Origin of the sequence: Collinsella sp. CLA-ER-H3, assembly GCF_040092425.1 — a bacterium.
In the GTDB taxonomy this organism is placed as follows: Bacteria; Actinomycetota; Coriobacteriia; order Coriobacteriales; family Coriobacteriaceae; genus Collinsella.
Map to the genome: position 1 here is coordinate 18,663 of NZ_JBBNLP010000004.1, position 19,177 is coordinate 37,839.

17 protein-coding genes are annotated in these 19,177 nt (G+C 56.5%); 7 read left to right on the forward strand and 10 right to left on the reverse strand.

Annotated features, from left to right (window positions below; translation table 11 throughout):
• Positions 1 to 91: 91 nt before the first annotated feature.
• The 4 genes from AAAX32_RS04195 to AAAX32_RS04210 form a co-directional block, all read right to left on the reverse strand.
• Positions 92 to 2,908, reverse strand: a complete 2,817-nt coding sequence (locus tag AAAX32_RS04195) for an N-acetylmuramoyl-L-alanine amidase (RefSeq protein ID WP_349100087.1) — start codon at positions 2,906 to 2,908, stop codon at positions 92 to 94.
• 207 nt (positions 2,909 to 3,115) lie between these two features.
• Positions 3,116 to 4,219, reverse strand: a complete 1,104-nt coding sequence (locus AAAX32_RS04200) for a hypothetical protein (protein ID WP_055252476.1) — start codon at positions 4,217 to 4,219, stop codon at positions 3,116 to 3,118.
• 140 nt (positions 4,220 to 4,359) lie between these two features.
• Positions 4,360 to 4,482 (reverse strand): hypothetical protein, encoded by a 123-nt coding sequence (locus tag AAAX32_RS04205; protein ID WP_255413388.1) that lies wholly within the window; start codon positions 4,480 to 4,482, stop codon positions 4,360 to 4,362.
• 49 nt (positions 4,483 to 4,531) lie between these two features.
• Positions 4,532 to 5,227: a DDE-type integrase/transposase/recombinase gene (locus tag AAAX32_RS04210; protein ID WP_118270799.1), complete on the reverse strand. Its 696-nt coding sequence runs from the start codon at positions 5,225 to 5,227 to the stop codon at positions 4,532 to 4,534.
• Here AAAX32_RS04210 and AAAX32_RS04215 point away from each other — a divergent pair.
• The 4 genes from AAAX32_RS04215 to AAAX32_RS04230 all read left to right on the forward strand — a co-directional run bounded on the left by AAAX32_RS04215 (position 5,175) and on the right by AAAX32_RS04230 (position 9,148).
• The gene (locus AAAX32_RS04215) at positions 5,175 to 5,402 is read left to right on the forward strand and encodes a phage holin (RefSeq protein ID WP_217107906.1); all 228 of its coding nucleotides are present in this window, start codon (positions 5,175 to 5,177) and stop codon (positions 5,400 to 5,402) included. The genes AAAX32_RS04210 and AAAX32_RS04215 overlap by 53 nt on opposite strands.
• A gap of 162 nt (positions 5,403 to 5,564) precedes the next feature.
• On the forward strand, positions 5,565 to 6,056 hold the full coding sequence (locus tag AAAX32_RS04220) for a hypothetical protein (protein WP_226790515.1): 492 nt from the start codon (positions 5,565 to 5,567) through the stop codon (positions 6,054 to 6,056).
• Positions 6,049 to 7,323 carry an SIR2 family protein gene (locus AAAX32_RS04225; protein WP_158571031.1) on the forward strand — a complete coding sequence of 425 codons (1,275 nt, stop codon included), beginning with the start codon at positions 6,049 to 6,051 and terminating at the stop codon, positions 7,321 to 7,323. The genes AAAX32_RS04220 and AAAX32_RS04225 overlap by 8 nt, the downstream gene beginning before the upstream one ends.
• Positions 7,324 to 7,366: 43 nt before the next feature.
• Positions 7,367 to 9,148: an ATP-binding protein gene (locus tag AAAX32_RS04230; RefSeq protein WP_226790516.1), complete on the forward strand. Its 1,782-nt coding sequence runs from the start codon at positions 7,367 to 7,369 to the stop codon at positions 9,146 to 9,148.
• 389 nt (positions 9,149 to 9,537) lie between these two features.
• Here AAAX32_RS04230 and AAAX32_RS04235 read toward each other — a convergent pair whose 3' ends face one another.
• Positions 9,538 to 9,834 carry a hypothetical protein gene (locus AAAX32_RS04235; RefSeq protein WP_055252705.1) on the reverse strand — a complete coding sequence of 99 codons (297 nt, stop codon included), beginning with the start codon at positions 9,832 to 9,834 and terminating at the stop codon, positions 9,538 to 9,540.
• Positions 9,835 to 10,267: 433 nt separating this feature from the next.
• Here AAAX32_RS04235 and rhuM point away from each other — a divergent pair, with 433 nt between their 5' ends.
• The 3 genes from rhuM (at position 10,268) to AAAX32_RS04250 (ending at position 12,589) form a co-directional block, all read left to right on the forward strand.
• A complete protein-coding gene (rhuM, locus tag AAAX32_RS04240) occupies positions 10,268 to 11,212 on the forward strand; it encodes a RhuM family protein (RefSeq protein ID WP_217107908.1) in 945 nt (314 codons plus the stop codon).
• A gap of 184 nt (positions 11,213 to 11,396) precedes the next feature.
• Positions 11,397 to 11,939 carry a hypothetical protein gene (locus tag AAAX32_RS04245; protein WP_349100088.1) on the forward strand — a complete coding sequence of 181 codons (543 nt, stop codon included), beginning with the start codon at positions 11,397 to 11,399 and terminating at the stop codon, positions 11,937 to 11,939.
• Positions 11,939 to 12,589, forward strand: coding sequence for a nucleotidyl transferase AbiEii/AbiGii toxin family protein (locus AAAX32_RS04250; RefSeq protein WP_055252274.1), 651 nt, complete (start codon positions 11,939 to 11,941; stop codon positions 12,587 to 12,589). The genes AAAX32_RS04245 and AAAX32_RS04250 overlap by 1 nt, the downstream gene beginning before the upstream one ends.
• Positions 12,590 to 12,612: 23 nt before the next feature.
• Here AAAX32_RS04250 and AAAX32_RS04255 read toward each other — a convergent pair whose 3' ends face one another.
• From AAAX32_RS04255 to AAAX32_RS04275, 5 genes are all read right to left on the reverse strand, one after another.
• Positions 12,613 to 13,179: a hypothetical protein gene (locus tag AAAX32_RS04255; protein WP_217107909.1), complete on the reverse strand. Its 567-nt coding sequence runs from the start codon at positions 13,177 to 13,179 to the stop codon at positions 12,613 to 12,615.
• Positions 13,180 to 13,370: 191 nt separating this feature from the next.
• Positions 13,371 to 15,857 carry a glycosyltransferase family 2 protein gene (locus tag AAAX32_RS04260; RefSeq protein WP_226802741.1) on the reverse strand — a complete coding sequence of 829 codons (2,487 nt, stop codon included), beginning with the start codon at positions 15,855 to 15,857 and terminating at the stop codon, positions 13,371 to 13,373.
• Positions 15,858 to 16,925: a glycosyltransferase gene (locus tag AAAX32_RS04265; RefSeq protein ID WP_349100089.1), complete on the reverse strand. Its 1,068-nt coding sequence runs from the start codon at positions 16,923 to 16,925 to the stop codon at positions 15,858 to 15,860.
• A 12-nt stretch (positions 16,926 to 16,937) separates the two neighbouring features.
• On the reverse strand, positions 16,938 to 18,056 hold the full coding sequence (locus AAAX32_RS04270) for a glycosyltransferase family 2 protein (RefSeq protein ID WP_226802739.1): 1,119 nt from the start codon (positions 18,054 to 18,056) through the stop codon (positions 16,938 to 16,940).
• A gap of 74 nt (positions 18,057 to 18,130) precedes the next feature.
• Positions 18,131 to 19,171 (reverse strand): glycosyltransferase, encoded by a 1,041-nt coding sequence (locus AAAX32_RS04275; protein ID WP_217107912.1) that lies wholly within the window; start codon positions 19,169 to 19,171, stop codon positions 18,131 to 18,133.
• Between the last annotated feature and the right edge of the window lie 6 nt (positions 19,172 to 19,177).

Here is a 19,177-nt window from a genome sequence, read left to right on the forward strand (position 1 = left end):
CTCAACAATATAAGATTACATATATAGCCGAAAAACTAGAGCCGATATGCAACTAGATTTGCATATCGGCTCTAGAACGTCTGTAGACCCATTACATGCACAAAACGTCAAGGACAATTGCATTTAAGCCTTCGCCGTAACCTTTACCGGGAACGGCCCAACGTCCATTTAGGTCCGTTGTCTTGGGAGCACACCCACGGGAAACAAGATTAAAGCGTGGGTCAATACACGGATTATTCAAAGGTTCAGTTGTTGCGTACGCTTTTAAATGCTGCGCTTGAACTCTAAGCCCTTCTCTAACGGAAGAAAAAGTATATCCGGGATTTCCAGGACCGGTGGCTCCAACGCCTCCAAAATTGCACTGATTTGCCTGGACCAAATTTCCAAATCTTAAATAGCCCGTCTCTTTCATGACTTGAGCATATAAAACTTCAGGACATACTCCCTCAAATGAGGCTTCTTCGTAAAGAATCTTACAAAACTCATCAATAGATGCGCTGCCTTTGCTTTTATACACGCTTGTTGGATAAGTTTGCCTCCCAACAGTCCTGCTGTAATGAGCGGCAGCATCCTCGTAAGAAGTGAAAGGCGGGGACATTATATAGCCCTCAAATCCAGTCATGCTCGAACCATTACGATGCTCTTTCATCCCATATTCGAGATAGTGGAGATAATACCCTTTTAAATTACTTCCGTAAGCCTTCCTAAGATCGAGATATCTCGTTTTATAACTATAAACGTCGAACGCCTCGGAGCCGCGGCGGCCCTCCGACATGCCGTAGTTGATGAAGTGCCGCAGGACGGCTGAGTCGTCGACCACAGTCACGCCGCCGTAGGTCGACTTAGTGAAGGCCTTCTCGACGTCGCGGTTGCGGGAGAGGTAGAACTCGGGGTCGTAGACGGGAGCGTAGTCCACGCCGCCTGCCTTGGTTGCGGCGCCCTTGAGCTTCGAGCAGCCGGTGGCGTGGCGCCCCTCCTTCTTGCCGTACATAAGGTAGTGCGAGTAGTAGCTGGCGAGGTCGGTGCCAAAGGCGGCGCGGAGATCGGGGTACTCATTGTAGTAGCTCTGCACGTCGAACGCCTCGGAGCCGCGGCGGCCCTCCGACATGCCGTAGTTGATGAAGTGCCGCAGGACGGCTGAGTCGTCGACCACAGTCACGCCGCCGTAGGTCGACTTAGTGAAGGCCTTCTCGACGTCGCGGTTGCGGGAGAGGTAGAACTCGGGGTCGTAGACGGGAGCGTAGTCCACGCCGCCTGCCTTGGTTGCGGCGCCCTTGAGCTTCGAGCAGCCGGTGGCGTGGCGCCCCTCCTTCTTGCCGTACATAAGGTAGTGCGAGTAGTAGCTGGCGAGGTCGGTGCCAAAGGCGGCGCGGAGATCGGGGTACTCATTGTAGTAGCTCTGCACGTCGAACGCCTCGGAGCCGCGGCGGCCCTCCGACATGCCGTAGTTGATGAAGTGATCCAGGGCCTTATCTTTGCTTCCGTTTGCCCATTCGTTAACATCTGGATACTTATTGAGATAGTAGTCGGCATCGAAAACAGACGAATAATCAAGCCAAGAGGATTTGGGGAACTGCGCGATGATGGCATCCGCATCAGCTTCTCCAAGACGTTTGCACCCGGCATCACTAAAGTACTTGTTCGCATCGCCCCAATTGGAGATAAATCCGTGTTCAATCAAAATACCGGGGATTCCAGCTTCACGAGCACAACGAATAACGGCGAATTCGTCGCCTACCTGCATCTGAAAGACACCACGGTTTGTAAGTCCGAGAGCAACAAGATTGTTCTGAACCTTCTGGGCCAGTTCGTACGAAACCTGGGTATAGTCAGCCCCGTTCACGGTAGGCGAATATACCTCGGCACCATGAGCTGCGGACGAACCCGAATTGATATGGAAACTGATATAGGCCTGAGCGCCCTGTTTGACGCAACGCTGAACGCGGTAAAGGAAGTCGTTGTTTCCGTAACTGCCCGACTGCTCACGAGCGAGAATTACCTTAAATCCGTAATTCTCAAGCTTGGTCTTACACGCGCTAACAATCTTCCAAGTTAAGTCGGCTTCGCTCTTCCCATTGCCCTGAGCGCCAGAATCGGATCCACCGTGACCGGCATCAAGTGCAATCACACGAACGTTTTTACGAGCTGAACGGGAATCGATGCTATAAGCCGCAATGCCGTCATCATCTTCAGAACCGGAAAGCGCCTCTTCAATAGAGAAAGCCTCGACAGGATTGCCGTTCTCATCGGCATAGTAGACCGACATATCATCGGAATTGTCAACGCGATCAGATGAAGAAGACGAACTGACTACGTCAAAGCTGTAATCCTCAGACGAGAGGTCCACTGAATAGACTGCGTTCGAATCCTTCACCTGATACGTAATACCGGTTAAAAAATACCGCGCTACCAACAAATCTTGTCCGAATGTAAAGCCCGCAGCATTCCCAGAGAAAGCCGAAGCTTCAACGGAGCGCTCTTCGCCAAAATTGCTGACGAATGATAGGGACGCAGAGGTCAAAACATCAGAATCAGATGCAGTTGCGAACGCCGCCTCTTGCATAGCACCCAAAGAAAGAGAGGGCTGCGCAATGTACAAGTATTGGAAAGAGGCATCGACAGAAGAGGAATCGGGAGATTGGGCCGGCTGAGCGGCCGATTCGACTTCCGAATTACAAGAGTCGGCTTCGGCGGTCTCCTCAGTATCCTCACAAGAGTCGGCTTCGGCGGTCTTCTCAGTATCCTCGGAAACGAAATCCGAAAGTGAAGAGGAGCTAGAGGTCTCGGCTTCATTATTTGAGAGCGAGGAAAACTCAAGTGCATAGGCCGACGAAACGGGAGCAAGGAAGGAAGAGGAAACCAGAACAGCGGTAACCAAATTAGCAACTGTGCAACGAACCTTTTTCATATATGCACTCCCAATAAATTACGTAAATCTAAATAGTAGACTTTAACCAAAACAAAATAGAGCTCAAGCAATTCTAACTGAATTACTTGACCTACTGTTAACCCAATTTCGCCCTTACACCATTATCGGAACCGAGCTGAGGAAGGCAGCGTAGGAGAAACGCGATTACGAATTTGTGCACAGCTTGGGACTTGGCCCAACAATGGCCTACCTTGGCAAAGAGACCCCTGCAATCTTGTCCCACAAAACATCAAACACCCTACCCGGATGCTTGAACAGCGCCCGATACAGAACCTGTCGAATCGCCTCGACGCAGGACGCCACAACATACACGCCGGTCACTACAAGCATTACGGACAGCAGCCCCCACGCTGGGTGGCAGTGGGAGAACACAAGCAAGTTCTTCCACAGCAGCTCCTGCATGTACGCGCTGTCCGTGGCAAGGTACACGCCAAACGACAACGTGGCCAAGTAATTGACAGCAGGCCAATGCGCAGGTTGAGCATTAAAGACAAACAAGCACACCGGAAGTGCGATCGCAAGCGACAAAAGGCTTCCAGGATTAGTCACCACCGATCCGTACACGCTGGAAGCGAAAGCGCTCAAAAGGAGCACGTCCTTTTGAGCCACAAAGTAGCAAACGTACACAGCAACGTACGAAAGAACGGGCAGCACCAAAACCCTCGGACCCGCCCCACCGCAATAATGCCACTTAAACCAACATGTCACGCACGCGATCACGACCGTCTGACCCGTCAGGGAGGAAACAAAGCCACCAATTGTCGAATACGGCACAACGGGCAAGACCCCATATAGCACGACCAGTAGCATACAGAGCTCGCCCAGCCGCCGGCTCGTCAACGCACGCAACCCGTCGAACAGATAGGGTGCCACAAGAATCAGCAGAATATACACCGTAGGAAACCACCACAGCGAGGCGAGCGGAGCAAAGACGGCAGCCATCAGCTCTCCAGCTTGCAGCCCATCCCCCGCATTAAACACGCCAAAGTACAGGACGAGCGGCACACTGTAAAAGAGCATCTGCCCCAGCAGGGTCCAAGCCCTTCGCAGCTGACCCTTAAGTGTCAGTTGCGCGTCGGCCAGATACCACACCGTAATGATAAAAAACACGGCAACGGCAATACGCCCCGAAGGGTACAACACGCCGTGCAGTACCATGCGTGCAACGGTCCCGGGGAAAACGGAAATAGGCTCAGCATTATGAATCACGAAATGATGAGCCACTATGAACCACATCGAGATGATGCGCAGAAGCTCAACCTTTGAATTGCGCCCTTTTGAACGTCCCAAACTCTCCCCCATCAACCGTGCAACTTTTATGAGTCGCTAACGTATCCCGCATACCAACAATTTAGCCAATTACACCTGGAGGGCAAGTTGTGTCACGAAAAGTGGTGTAAGCCCCTCCAGGGCCGTTGTCGGCCGATATCCTACGCGACCTTACCGAGCTTGTCCATGAAGGCGGCCTTCAGCGCGGCAACGGTGGCGCCCCCGACGCGCTTGTGGCGGCACCACTCCGCGACGTTGCGCTCCAGGTGGACTGCTTCTGTCAAGGGCTAAACTGAACACCGGGGACTGCAGTGGAAACCCCGGACTGTGTTCCTACGCTACAGGACCTAGGCTTCTTCGGAACTGCATCGGGCTCATATAGCCCAGGTCGCTCTTGCGGCGCTTGTCGCGGTACCAGAACAGATAGGCGTCCGGCATCTCCATGAACTCCCCCATGCCAGCATCGTCCCAGCCCCTTCCGTGGAAGGACTCCACCTTCAGCCTGCCGAAGAAGCCCTCCGCCCTTGAATTGTCGGGTGAGCACCCCTTCCTCGTCATCGAGCGCACGATGCCGTGCCCATCGCAGATGGCGATCCAACCGGGCCACCGGTAATGGCTGCCGCGGTCGGAGTGCACCCAGTGGTGCTCACCATACGCAAGCTGCGAGCAGGCCCGCAGGAGCGATGAGTTGGCAAGCACCGCGTTCGGGGGCGTGCCGATGGACCAGCCGACGGGCATTCCGTTGAAGCAATTGATCGCCGGCGAGAGGTGCACTTGCCGGCGGGGATGCGGAATTCCGTGATGCCTGTGACCCACAGCCCGTTTGGCTGGCCGCGAAGCGGTGTCTGCCCCTCTCGTCCAGGCAGGTGTTCCCAGGCGCCACGTAGACCTCGCCCACGTACGGGCTGTACCTGCGCCTCCTCCGCGGCGCGCAGGCGACCAGCCCCTTTGAATTGCCCATGGAAGGAGAAGACCTATGGGCATCAACTGGAGGGTCCGCACGAAGCCGCTGGCGTTCTGGCTGGGCATCGCGGGCGCGGCGGCGACACCGGTGCTCGCGTACCTGGGACTCGGCTACGAGGCCATTCCACGCGCATGGGCGGCCCGCGGCGCGACCGACCCAGCTCGGCACCCGGAGCGAACGCAAGTTCGGCGCGGGCGGCCCCCGACGGGCGAGCACGTGGCAGTGGTTGCTCCGCTGTAATGGGCATAATAATGAACGGTTGGCCTGCGTCCCGTGGCGGTTGCTGCAAAGGCTCCGCTTGGGAACAGATGCAATATTGCGTCCGCACCTTCTGTTAGAATTGTTCACTAGTGTTTTATGCTGCGGTTTTCTGATCCGCCGGCATGGGCTAAGGGGTGTTTTTTGGCTGTACAGGGTAAATCAAAGGAGCGCGTTCAGGACGTTGGCGAGGTCTTCACCAACGAGTGCGAGGTGAACGCCATGCTTGACATGGTGAAATCCGAGACGGAGCGCATCGACTCCCGGTTCCTGGAGCCGCCGTACGACAACGGCAACTTCCTCGCTGAGGTGCTGCGACGCAAGCTTTCCGTGGTGGCCTCGCGCTACCGCAAGAGCGCGACCGACTGCATACACGGTGCCGTCGCGGCGAGAAAGGCTGGCGCAGAGAAGCCGAAAACCGCGGCCGACAGCGGCGCGGCCGGCGTCGAACAAGGCCCAGTTGAACGCACTGGGAGCCGGGTGCAAGGTGCGCCACAAGGCATGGGGCGCCGGCACCGTGACGAGGATAGACGGCGGCTCGATCTACGTGAGCATCGGGGGCAAGGAGCGGATGTTTCAGTTCCCGGGCGCGTTCGAGCAGGAGTTCTTGAGTTTATTGGGAGCATGCATGTCTGACAACGCAATAAACATACCGGGCAACGTGTCCTCCGATATGCAGAAAGAATCCTCCAAACCCCTTTTTACCTTGCAGAGGGGTGCAACAAGGCGTGAGGTAAACGCGGTAGAAGCCAGACATTTTGTTCAAGGCATTCTTTCCAGGTCGATTAACCTAGCCACGCTTATCGGCTCTGGCGCATCTACTCCGGCCATTCCCCTGATGGGTGAAACCTTCAGGAACTTGCGAGCGGACCTCAAGCTCAACGATCCCGATCTATCTATCCTTCTGGAAAGTCGGATAACTAAAATTGCCTGTCGAGATAACGAAGACCCTGCGAAGTACTCGAACATAGAGAACCTCCTCTCGTGGCTGAGTCAGCGCATCGAGGGCTCTCTAGATAGCGCCGATGACGACAAGAGGGTTTCCGATGCAGTTCGCAAGGCCTTTCTCGAGTCCGTCGACATCAAATACAGCGCGGAGCACTCCGACGTCCTTGATAGCTATCGTAAGTTTGTTCAGGGACTTGGCGTATCGCGACAGATCCTTGCGCGCGGTGGTCAAGCTGCCTTCGACGTCGTTAATCTCTTCACAACAAACTACGACCTATTTCATGAGATGGCCCTTGAATCGAGCGGCTACGCCTATGTGGACGGGTTCTCGAACGGGCTGATACCCACATTCAACCCGCGGGAATACCATCGCAGGCCGATTGACCTCGACGAGAGATTCAGGGATCACTACGAACCGGTGAACCCCTTCTTTCGCCTTTACAAGATGCACGGGTCCATCAACTGGAGGATTTATGACGGAAACGTCGTAAGGGTCCCCAGGTTTCCCGACATCACCGACGAGTACCAAGGCGACAGACAACTTATCGCCCCGATGACTTCCAAATACGCCTTGACCCAGGGCTCCCCCTATAGCGATATGTTCCGCGAGTTCGTAAATGCCCTCGCCGTCCCCAACACAGTCCTTCTGACTTGTGGATTCAGCTTCGCGGACTCTCACATATCAAACCTTATCAGCCAGGCTCTTGCGAGGCCCGATTTCACGCTCCTCGCCTTTATCGGCAACCCGGCAGAAGCAGATGTCGGTTCCCCTACACGTGTGTTCTACGATAAGGCAGGTGGCGCGAACACCTATTTCGTATATCCAAGTGAAAGGGAACTGGACCGCAAGCGCCCGCTATACTTCTCGGAATTTGCTGACTTTATCGGGCCCGAGATCACCTTCGGAGACGATGTGGCATCTGGATCTTTGGGGCTTGGTGACAAGAATGACTAATGAGGTTCCCAATCCGGGTTGGCTCATCGGCACCATCTGCTATATGGATCAGGAGAAGATAAGACTACGCGCATCACGTTCCGACTTTTCAGACCGGATGCTCGATGGCGAGCCAAGGCATCTAAACGGGCTCAATCAATATCTCTTTTCCTATCTCTCTATCTCGACAAAGATCATTTTTCGCGTGACTTCCGTAGAAGAGGCCGAGAGGCCGTATTCCGACCAGCCTTCGTCGAGGTTTAGCACGAGCTATATCTTCACCGCCGTCCCCATTGGAGAGATTGAAGGATCTTCCTACGTGCCCGGCGTAGTAGACCTCCCCATGGTCGGCTCCAATGTCTATGCCTGCGATGAATCAATCCTCAAGAGGGTCTTTTGCGTGCGGGAAGGAGTCGAGATTGGGTCCCTCGCTGGGTACGATTCAGTAAGACCCACTTTTGATATCGATTCCCTGTTCTCTGGTCATCTCGCTATTCTCGGTAATACCGGCTCGGGAAAGTCCTCAACCGCGCGGCTCCTGCTTGATAGGGCGGCATCGCTCTTAGATGCCGAGGACGCGCTCGATGCAGAGCCCCGATTCTTCGTCTTCGATCTGCACGGCGATTATGACTTTCTCACGCGCGGCGGTTACGGCTGCACGAGACGAATCGGCGCTGATGAGTACCACCTCGCGCCCGGAGAGTTGTCGATGGATGACTGGTCAGCTATTCTCGACCCCTCGCGACGCATCCAGAAACCTCTGTTTGAGAGGGCCGTGAGATACTCCCACCTCAACGAGGAGGGCAAGAAGAAGCTATTTGCTGCCTTTGCATATACCGCAATTCGGGACACGAGCATCGATAGCCACGCAGCGAGGAAGTTTCAGGTCTCAAAGTATTACCAGCCGATTGAGGGAGAACTTAACAAGATTCTCGAACGCGAGTCCGGACCCTTCTCTCGCCCTCAGACCGCTCATAACCTGTTAGTGTCTTTCAACCTGGAATACGGAAACATATCGAAAGATGTCGTCGAAGGGCTTGAGTCCCTTTTGAAGGAGTTCATCGAGGACGAATACATGTCCGATGGACTTCCCAATATCGAACGCATCTTATGTGAGTACGAAAAACCTAAAAGCGAGGTCTCAATCTCTGACGTCGTTGATGCGCTTGACTTCGTGTTCGACGAAGAAGAAGTGCGGGGCAACCGTCAGATAAGGTCGTATTCAGAGGGGCTGGTTACTCAGCTTAGAAACCTTAGGGAAAGGTATTCGCAAGACCTCTTCTCACTTGAGCGGGGCGAGTCAATTGCTGCCCTCTTAAACAAGGGGCATGGCATTCTTGTGCTAGACGTATCTCAGATAATCGACGAGTCAGGATTGAAGTTGTTTTCCCACTACGTTGCGCGCACCCTCTTTCAGGCTAGCCTAGATGCAGGAAGAGGCTCCTCGACACCCATCTATCTCATTTTTGACGAGGCGCATCGCTATATCAGGGATGCAGACCTGACAGACGACTCAGTGTTCAATCGAATTGCACGGGAGGGCCGTAAGTTTGGCATTTACCTTACCGCCATCAGCCAAATCCCCAGTGAGCTTTCCCGCGTCGTGCTCTCTCAGACGGGAACCTTCATAATCCACCGCATTCAGAACTCTTACGACCTCGATTACGTTCGCCGCAATATCCCTTCCATATCAAATGGCCAGGTCATGCGCCTTCCCGCATTCGCCCCGGGAACCGCGACCGCGCTGGGAAGCTCCATTACGGTGCCCCTTGAACTACAGATAGACGATGACTTTGCCGACGAGACGCCAACGATCCGGATGATGAAGAGCAATCGGATTCGATAAAGCTATTTGTGGCCGGCCCGGAGAATGCCCGCAACGGAGACGTTGTGGGCATTTCCTTTTGCCCGCTCGGGGCATGGGAGTCATACGTGGGTGAGTAGGATGGTAAGCCGCAGGAGCAGGCGCCGCAGGTAGAGGCGGTGTCGAACTACTGCGAGCTTCTCAACCGGCGGGACGCGCGCTACGCCTAGCAACAAGCCAGAACAAGCACAGTAATTTTCAGCGCACCATACACGCACTCGCTGCTAAGGTTCGGCCCCAGCCACGGATCACCCGTCAAGAAGAACTCCAGCCAGTGCTGCATAAACAGTGCCTGCTCGCGCTTCCAACGGCGCAGCTTTTCCTCGCTGGCCTCTTCCCTGCTGCGCGAAGTGAACTCGTAGTGGTGCAGCTCAGCATAAGGTGTAAAGATGGTGCGGTAGCCCCCATACGCGCAGGCAAAAATCCGCATCGTTAAAACCGACGGCAAACTTCTCGTCGCAGCCTTCAACCCGTTCATAAACGTCGCGACGGACCATCTGGCAGGCGCCCGTAACGGCGCTGAAGTTGCCCGGGTGCACGGCACGGGCAAGATATCCCTCGCGCTTTGCCGAAAAGTCCCAGTTGGCATGGGCAAGGGCGCCGCGCACGCCGACCACAATGCCAGCTAGCTGAACCAGATGGCCAGCAAAGTAGAGCTTGGCACCCACTAAAGCCCATTACTTGCTCAGGATGACCAGGAAGGTCAAGAGAAGTAGGAGAAGGATAATCCTATCCATCTGACTACCCCCTGCCTTGTAGAACCGCGGCCCGGAATACAGCTGGCTTCGGAGAACAAGGTAGAGGACGACACACCGCCGCGTCCAGCTAAAATTTAAACAGAAATACGTACGCATGTTCGCGTTTCGTGGTACACTGTATCTACCAGAATAAGACAGAGTGAAAGTCGCTTCGGAGGCCCCCAATGGTACGAAGCGCCGGCGCCGCGGATCCCCGCTGCCCCGACCCTGGCTTAGCCGGCGCACGCGACGCCGACTGACCGGCGGGATGCCGGTTGAAGCTACGCAATACCGGCATGTTGAAACCACTCGTCCTCCGGCGTGCGGATCATAGCATGTCGACTAAACCGAAGGGGCATACATCATGGACAATTCCAACGCAAGCCAGCAGATCGCTTTGTACGAGGACCCCGACCACGCAGTCCACCTTGACGTGCGCGTCGACGGCGATACGGTCTGGCTAACCCAGCAGCAGATGGCGACGTTGTTCGGGCGCGGAGTGCCGACTATCTCCAAGCACATTCATTCCGCAGCAAAGGAAGAGCTTGCCGGAATTCGAACTATTTCATTTTTTGAAATAGTTCGCTTAGAGGGAACAAGAACGGTCAAACGTCAGGTCGAGCACTACAACCTCGACATGATCATCTCGGTTGGCTACCGCGTGAAGTCTCAGCAGGGCGTGTACTTCCGCCGGTGGGCAAATGGCGTGCTCAAGCAGCATCTACTCCAGGGATACTCCATCAACCAAAAGAGACTCGAGGCGCTCGGAACGGTCTTCAAGGTCCTCGAGAGGTCGAGTACTCCGGAACTCTCCGGTGCGGCAGAAATTCTACAGAAGTACCTTCCGAGCCTGACTCTGCTCGATGAATACGACACGGGAAGGATGAAGGCGCCCCAGGGCAACGAGCCCAACTGGGAGCTCGGTTACACCGAAGCCCTCGAAGTCGTCCGCAGTCTACCGTTCTACTCGTCGTCCACCCTGTTCGGACGAGAGCGGGACAACCAGTTCGCCGGAATCATCAGCGCCCTCTATCAGGGCTTTGGCGACCAAGACCTATATCCCTCCGTTCAAGCAAAGGCCGCCAACCTTCTCTACCTCGTAGTGAAGGACCATCCATTCTTGGATGGCAACAAGCGCTCTGCAGCGGCGCTCTTCATTCACTTCCTCGACAAGAACGGGATACTGCGCAACGGCGAAAGACTCCACGTGGAGGGCAACGCGCTCGCGGCCATGACGCTCATGATTGCCCTCTCTGACCCAAGCGAGAAGGACTCCATGGTTACGCTGGTGGAGAATTTCATCGCGTAGCGCCTTCGCCCGAGCACCAGAATCGACGTTCCTTCATATAGCAGATGCAAACGAGGAAAGGGCCATCAAAGTAAGGCACCGTCATGGCGAGGGAGGTGCCGCAATGAGTCGTTCCATGAAAAGCCATATAAGCCTACAATTGTCATCAGATGTAGGCTTATATGGCTTTCGAGGGGAGGTCGGCATGGTGATCACCTACCGGGAGGCGCTGGCTGAACTCGGGAGCAGGTACCGCGTTCGCAAGGCGGTGTCGGAAGGGACGCTCCACCCCGTCGGCCGAGGGATGTACTCGACCAACCGGGACGAGGACGCCCTCGCCGTGATCGCGAAGCGCTACCCCGGGGGCATCCTGACCGGGCAGACCGCGCTCTACGCCCACGGGCTCGTGACCGCGCCCCCCGAACGGATCGACCTGGCCACGAAGCGCGGTGGGACCAAGATACGCGACGCCGCCGTGCGCCAGCACTTCATCCCGGAGGGATGGCTGGGCGTCGGGAGGTCGACCGTCTCGGTGGACGGGACCGAGCTTGCCGCTTACGACCCCGAGCGCATGCTCCTCGAGCTCATGCGCTCGCGCAACAAGCTGCCCTACGACCTCTACCGGGAGGCCGTCGCCTCGTTCCGCAGGCGGTCGGAGCGGCTGGACATATACAGGCTGCAGGACTACGCGGAGGCAATCCCGCACGGCGAGGCACACCTCGAGCGCGCCATGGAGGAGGTATTCTGATGGACCTGAACGAGATGAGGGCGCGCTACGAGCGCGAGGAGGGCTACTCCTGCCTCAACGCGACCGCGCGCGTCTGCCAGGACGTGATCCTCTCAAAGCTGGCGGCATCCGGCATGCGCGACCGAGTGACGGTCAAGGGAGGGGTCCTGATGTGCGCGCTGTCGGGGAGCGGGCGCCGCGCAACCCAGGACATAGACCTCGACTTCGTGCGGTACCCGATGACCGACGCCTCCATTCGCTCCTTTGTGTCCGCCCTCTCGAACCTCGGCGACGGCGTAACCGTCCGCATCGCCGGCGAGATAGAGGAGCTGTCGCAGCAGGACTACAAGGGCAGGCGCGTCAACCTCAAGGTCAGCGACGGGCGCAGCACGTTCGACACGAAGCTCGACCTGGGGGTCCACGCGAGCGCTGCGATGGAGCAGGACGAGCTGTGGTTCGACGTGGCACACCGGCAGGAGGGCGTCTGCCTGCTTGCGAACTCGAAAGAGCAGGTGTTCGCCGAGAAGCTCAAGTCCCTGCTGCGCCACGGCATCCGAACGGCCCCGGAAACTCGTTTCATGGAGCGTTTCATGGAAAATCCCCCCAATCTAGCAACGGTTCAGAGTCTACTAGATTGGGGGGACGCGAGCCAAGTCGACAAGGGCAGTTAACCGGCGGCTATTCATGCCTCGATTTAGAACCGCTCGAGAATCTCCGCGGCGTTCTCTCGCAGATAGATATCTAGGTCCGGCACGGCAAACTGCACGTAGCCCCTCTGCGGAGCTTGAATAACCTCTCTTTGAAGCAGCTTAGCCCTAATAGAGCTGACCTCATTGGTCTTTTTACCCATGCGTTTAGCAATCTCAGATGATTTGGACTGCTGCTTATCCTCGCACATGGCCAAAAGGTATTTGATATCGTTGAGTCCAAGTCCAGAAATCGCGGGCTCGTGAACAACATCGTGAAAACGAGCCTCTGCCAGCGCAATGCCTTCGGTGACGTCGCCCTCGCTCACAATGGCACTTTTGGCACGATGCAAGTTGGCGCGTTGCCAAATGGAGTAACCGACCAGTTGCACCAGATAGGCATAGCCCTTAGTGGCCTTAGCGGCTCTCGACAGAAGATTGTCCTCTATGGTCAAACCAGTCGCGACAAAGCTATCGCCCATAGAGAGCGCTACCTCCACCTGGTTGATAGGTGCCAGATCTTCGGGGAGGGCATGACGCAAGAACGTAAGCGCCTTGCCGTTAATAAGATCCATAACGCCGGCGGGTAAGCCGGCAAAGGCAAGTGCGATATCTACTTATATCGGATAATATCGAGTTATATAAGCCTGTATAAACTTATCGCGAAAGTATCGAGCTTTCGTAATTTATCTTAGCAAGTAGTCCAACGTTGCTTTATTCCAAGCTCATATCGTAAGTAAGTTGAGGACTTCCTAAAATCCATTTTCTAAAGCGAGAAATACTCGCTTTCAGCGGATAAGTTCGGCCCCAACCACGGATCGCCCGTCAAGAAGAACTCCGGCCAGCGCTGAATAAACAGTGCTTGCTCGCGCTTCCAGCGGCGCAGCTTTTCCTCGTTGGCCTCTTCCCTGCCGCGCGAGGTGAACTCGTAGTGGTACAGCTCTGCATAGGGCGTAAAGATGGTGCGGTAGCCGGCCTCCCACACGCGCAGGCAAAAGTCAGCGTCGTTAAAACCGACGGCGAATTCCTCGTTGTAGCCGCCGACCCGCTCAAATACGTCGCGTCGGACCATCTGGCAGGCACCCGTTACGGCGCTGAAGTTACCGGGGCGCACAGCGCGGGCAAGATAGCCCTCGCGCTTTGCCGAGAAGTCCTGGCTGGCATGGGCAAGTGCGCCACGCACGCCAACCAAAATGCCGGCATGTTGCACCAGATGATCGGCAAAGTAGAGTTTGGCGCCCACCACGCCCGCATCGGGACGCTGCAGATAGCCCATCATCTCTTCGATAAAGTCCGGGCTTATGACCTCGGTATCGTTGTTCAGCAACAGAAGGTAATCACCCTTGGCATGCTCCACGCCAAAGTTAATGATCTGGGAGTAATTGAACTCACCCGGCCAATACGCAACGCGCGCGATGCCCTTGCCTTCGGATGCTGCAGCCACGCGCTCTGGCAGGGTTTCGTAATACGCAAACGTCTCCGGGGCTTCGCTGTTGTTCTCCACCAAGACGATCTCGTAGTTGGCATACGTGGCCTTCAGGGCGATCGACATCACACAGGCATCGAGCGTCTCAACGTGGTCCTTGGTGGGAATCACAATGCTCACCAGCGGCGCAGACTCCGGCAGCGCATAGCGCATGCGGTAGACAAACGGCGTCTCGGTCTCCTCGGCCGTTCCGTGAATGCCCAGCGCGTCAAAGTGACGCTGAAGCGCAAGGCGCCCGGCTTCAATAGCATACGGCTTGCTATCGGCAGAGCCATCGGCGGTCGATCCCGGATGAACGCGCCAGTGATACAGCACGTGCGCGACATGCTCAAACCGCGCGCCCGCCGCAAGGCAGCGAAGCGTAAGGTCGTAATCTTGGGCGCCCGCGACGTCTTCCGGCGACATGCCAATACGGTCGATGAGCGCCTTCTCCACCATCAGGAAATGCGTCACGCAGTTATGGCTATAGAGCAGGTCAACGTTGAGTTTGGTCTTAAAGACCGGCTGGCCCCACTCCCCCGTTTTCTGGAACATGTCCTCGTCGCAGAACAGGACCTGGGGACGCTCGTCCTCGGCAGCCTTGTTCAGCGCGGCAACATAGCGGAATAACGCGTCCGGTTCCAGAATGTCGTCATGGTCCAAGAACGCGATGTAGTCGCCCGTCGCTTGCTCAATACCAGCGTTGGTGTTGACCACAATGCCGCCGTTGCCGGGCAGCTCAATGCGACGGATGCGCTCGTCATTGGCATCCGCCGCAATGTCGGCCACCGCATCCCATTCAGGCGAGGCATCCATAAGGAGCAGCTCCCAGTTGTCATAGCTCTGGGCTAGCACCGATTCCAGCAGCTCGCGCAGGTAGACCCGATCAGTCTTGTAGCACGGCACCACAATGCTCACGAGCGGCCTATAGGCAAAGGTCGCCGAAGCGACACGCTGGCACGCCAGATCGCCCGGCTTTGCGCGATGCTGTTCAAACCAACGTCGATAAGCCGCGTCGTCTGCACGCGCGTCTTTCATGCGGTTCCAGCTGTCGTCGACCATGCCGTTGTACAGGCGGCCATCCATAGCGCAAAAACCACTCTGAATCTGCTCCGTGGGATCGCTCACAATCGCGACAAAATCTCGTATATCCTGGGGCATCTCAACACTCAGATACGTTTTATTGACGCGGCATCCGTCCTGCTGCGGCACATCGACCTGCGACTCAAACACATGCACGGTGGCATCGATCGCATTCATATGCGTATCGAAGATCTGGATCTCAGGGGCGCACTGAGGATCTCCCGCCCACGTAACCTCATAGCGCCACACCGCGCCGGCGTCTGCCGGCAAATAGCGAATGGCATCGATCTCGTAGAGGCCGCAGTGTTCGCCACGCTGCGCATCGCGGATAAGCGCACACAGCGCAGGCTTTGCTTTGTAGTTAATCTTGGATTCCAACTTGGCCACGCGGCTATCGAGGCGAATGGAGCCCAACCTTTGGCCACCGGATGCAAAAACGACATCCATCGACGAGCCATCCAAAAACGGAAGCACCAAGACGGCGAGCTCGCGCTCGTAATCGGAAACGGAAGGGCAAAGCGCCAGCACACGGCCACGATCGACCGGGAGCACCAGCGACGGCACACAAGAACCGCTCGTCGTCGCATGGACAAACGCTTGAGAACCCTCCCGCTCGATAAGCGCGGCGACATCCTGACCGGCAAAACGAAGCAGCACAAACAGACGGCCCTGACTGCGGCAAAGTGCCAAACGCTTGATACTCATCTACACTTCTCGCTTTCCCAGGGCGTTCGCTGCCATGCGTTTGCAGGCACCCAGGCGCCCAAACCTCAAGACGTCGTAATCGAACATGAGCTTTTTGCACCCACGGGCATTGGGGGCCTTGCTGGTAAGCGCCGCACGCACCATAGCAGCAACAGAAGAAGCGCATTGTGCGAGCGCAGCATCGCTGCCCACGGCAGAACCGGCAAGCGCCGTGGCAACGGCAGCAAACACCTTGCCGCAGTCCGAACCCAGCAACCTGAGCGCATCGTACAGCACCAGATCGCATAGGAAGTACGCCAGGTCATCGGCATGCAGGACATCGAGACCGTCGCGCTGCCAGTCAGCCAGCACCGCAGAGTAAATCTTCACGTGCTCCAGCAGACGTGTCTCGTCGTCGTAGCGCATGGTGTCCATAAGCGAGCCCTTGCGCGCCACGCGGTAGTCATACAGCTTGTTCGAGATAAGCGCGGTCTTACGCGAACGACCGTACACGGCGAAATCGAAGACCTGGTCCTCGCCATACTTAACGGTTTCATCGAACACGATCCCGTTGCCCAGCAAAAACTCACGCCCACAGGCGGTGCGCCATGCAAAGGGGCGAGATGCTTCCCTAAACAGCAGTTCAGAGCTATAGCCTTTAAACGACACATCGCGCGGACTCAGCACATAGTTAAGCCACGGATACCCCGCCTCCAGCGGATACGGATTCGCGCCAAAGGTCAAAACGTCGCAGTCCTCGCGCTCAAATGCATCGACGATCACACGGCATGCATCGGGCGTAAATCGGTCGTCGGAATCCAAAAACGCGACGATAGACGCCGTGGACGCGGCGATGCCTGCATTACGTGCACTCGACAGGCCGCCATTGGGCTTATCGACCAGCGTGAAGCGCGCGTCCTTTTCGCAATAGGCGGCCGCAATATCGCGCGAGCCATCCGGCGAGCCATCGTTGACCAGCACGCCCTCCCAATCGGGCATGTCCTGCGCAAGCAGGGAGTCCAGGCACCAGGCCAGGCACTCCTCCACTTTATAGATGGGAACGACAACGGAAATCTTGGGGTTAGCCATAGTCACTCGCTCCTACTGTGCGGCCGGAACGTCATCGGGGTGCGGGTTGTCGCCGTAGGTGCGCTGATACGTCAGCACGCGCCAGACCAGCGACAGGCCGCCAATCTTAAAGTAATGCTTAAACGTATTGAGCTTGCCCGGCTTCTTAAAGTCAAAGCGCGAATCGATATAGGCGCGGGGCGACTTGACCATCAGACGCAAGTCGGTCTCGCCACGCGGATCAAACAGCGACAGGTCAAAGCGACCGGCATCCCAATCGGCCTTGAGCTCGGACGAGGCTTTCTTCCAAAACTTCTCGCGCAGTTCATCGACCAGACGCTCATCATTCCAACGGTACGTATCGACCTTCATGCGCATTAAAATGCCCTGGAGCTGAGCCTTGAGCTCGGGACGCTCGCCCAAAAAGCGCTGCATCTCGGCATATTCATCGCACACGCAAAACACCTTGTTGGGCGAATTAACGGAGCTCTTCTCATTATCCTGGCGATAGCACAAAATTGGGTCAGTAATAAACGCGGCACGCTCGGCGCAAGCCCAAACCTTAAAGTTAAAGCCTGCGTCCTGATACGAGGCGCCCGGCGTGGGAAGGAACCGAATCTGATTGTCGTTGAGGAACTCGCGCCGATAGATAGCCGACCAAATGGAAGGTTTGCGGTAGAAGATGCCCGGACGATCGACGGGGCGATACGCGGCGCCCGTCATATGCTCGTCGATGATCCCAAACAGCTCACGGCGCTCGCTGGGCGTGGACCAATACAGGTAAAAGTCGCCCTTTACCACATCGGCATGCTCAGCATCGGCCTTGGCGACCAGCTTTTGGAGCGAATCCTCAAACATAAAGTCGTCGGACTCAAGGATGCCCACGTACTCACCGCGCGCCATCTCCAGGCCGCGGTTCATCGAGTCGCCGTAGCCGCTGTTGGCTTTGTCGATCATCTTTACACGGGAATCGCGCTCCATGTACTCGCGGATGATATCTGGCGAACTATCGGTGGAGCCGTCGTTGATACAGATAATCTCGATGTCTTTGAGCGTCTGCGCCACGGCGGAATCAAGGCACTCGCGCAGGTAGCGTTCGACATTGCAGATGGGGACAAGCAGCGAAACTTTAGGGGTATCAGAGTTCTGCAAGAGAACCTCCTGTTGAATAGCGTGTAACAGGGTTATTTTAGCAGCCGAGTTGCGGCGGGCGGCAGCGCTTGGAATTAGATAAAGTGCTCCAAGCAGGCTTTGAGACCGCGAGTCGAAAGATAGAACAGCGTGGCGTCTGCCATCGTAACGCCCGAGGTCGCCGCAACGAGCTTGCGGGCAACACGGCGAACGGCGCCCTTAGCAGGCACATCCGCCCACGCCGTTCCCAAAAACGTCGTGAGGTCCATGTTGACGCGAGCCGCCACGCGATGGAAGTCATCGGCATCCAAGCGCGCCAGGTCGAACACAGTTAGGTCCAAAAACCAAGTTATCAGCTCGCCGGGGCACAGGTCTAAAAGACCGTAGGCCGCCCAGTCCTCCAAGACCTCCTCGAGCATCCTCATGTGGGCGTCAAGCTTTTTAGCGCGAGCCTCGACACTGTTGAACTCGTGCGTCGCCGATTCGCTCTCCATCACGTAGTGGTAGAACTTGTCCGGCATGACGACGGTCTTGCGGGCAAGCGCATAAGCCGCAAATTGGAAGACGACGTCCTCGCCCAAAGCCAAACCGGGGGCGAAGCGAATGCCTTCGCGATTGAGCAGCTCGCGCGAAAAAGCCGCACGGCAGGCATATGGCTGCGCATTCGAATGGAACAGCAGCTGAGGATCGCGGGCGCCGAAGGTACCAGCTTTGGGGCTCATGAGTTGCTGGACGCGTTTGGGGGCAGCATCGGCAGGTTCACAGACGCCGCCAAAAACGGCGGCCTCGGCATCTGATGACTCCATGGCATGCAGCACGCGCTCGACCGTCTGGGCATCGATGTAATCGTCGGCGTCCACAAAAAAGACGGTCTCGCCCTCGGCGACATCGATACCGGCATTTCGAGCACACGAGACACCCGCGTTTTCCTGGTCAATCACCAGCACGCGATCGTCGGCCTGCGCGATCTGGCGCAACACGTTCAACGAATCATCAGTCGAACCGTCGTTGACGCAGACAACCTGAATCGAGCGCTCGGACTGGGCCAACAGCGAATCGAGGCATCGCTGAATGGAGCGCGACGAATTGTAGACGGGAACGACAATGGTCGCTTTGGGAATCAAAGTCTCTTCCATGTCGAC

Excerpts from the sequence above, each read along its gene's own strand:
- AAAX32_RS04195 (WP_349100087.1), bottom strand. The coding sequence starts at position 2,908 with ATGAAAAAGGTTCGTTGCACAGTTGCTAATTTGGTTACCGCTGTTCTG.
- AAAX32_RS04215 (WP_217107906.1), top strand. The coding sequence starts at position 5,175 with ATGGGCATCAACTGGAGGGTCCGCACGAAGCCGCTGGCGTTCTGGCTG.
- AAAX32_RS04210 (WP_118270799.1), bottom strand. The coding sequence starts at position 5,227 with ATGCCCAGCCAGAACGCCAGCGGCTTCGTGCGGACCCTCCAGTTGATG.
- AAAX32_RS04225 (WP_158571031.1), top strand. The coding sequence starts at position 6,049 with ATGTCTGACAACGCAATAAACATACCGGGCAACGTGTCCTCCGATATG.
- AAAX32_RS04230 (WP_226790516.1), top strand. The coding sequence starts at position 7,367 with ATGGATCAGGAGAAGATAAGACTACGCGCATCACGTTCCGACTTTTCA.
- rhuM (WP_217107908.1), top strand. The coding sequence starts at position 10,268 with ATGGACAATTCCAACGCAAGCCAGCAGATCGCTTTGTACGAGGACCCC.
- AAAX32_RS04245 (WP_349100088.1), top strand. The coding sequence starts at position 11,397 with ATGGTGATCACCTACCGGGAGGCGCTGGCTGAACTCGGGAGCAGGTAC.
- AAAX32_RS04250 (WP_055252274.1), top strand. The coding sequence starts at position 11,939 with ATGGACCTGAACGAGATGAGGGCGCGCTACGAGCGCGAGGAGGGCTAC.
- AAAX32_RS04255 (WP_217107909.1), bottom strand. The coding sequence starts at position 13,179 with ATGGATCTTATTAACGGCAAGGCGCTTACGTTCTTGCGTCATGCCCTC.
- AAAX32_RS04260 (WP_226802741.1), bottom strand. The coding sequence starts at position 15,857 with ATGAGTATCAAGCGTTTGGCACTTTGCCGCAGTCAGGGCCGTCTGTTT.
- AAAX32_RS04265 (WP_349100089.1), bottom strand. The coding sequence starts at position 16,925 with ATGGCTAACCCCAAGATTTCCGTTGTCGTTCCCATCTATAAAGTGGAG.
- AAAX32_RS04275 (WP_217107912.1), bottom strand. The coding sequence starts at position 19,171 with ATGGAAGAGACTTTGATTCCCAAAGCGACCATTGTCGTTCCCGTCTAC.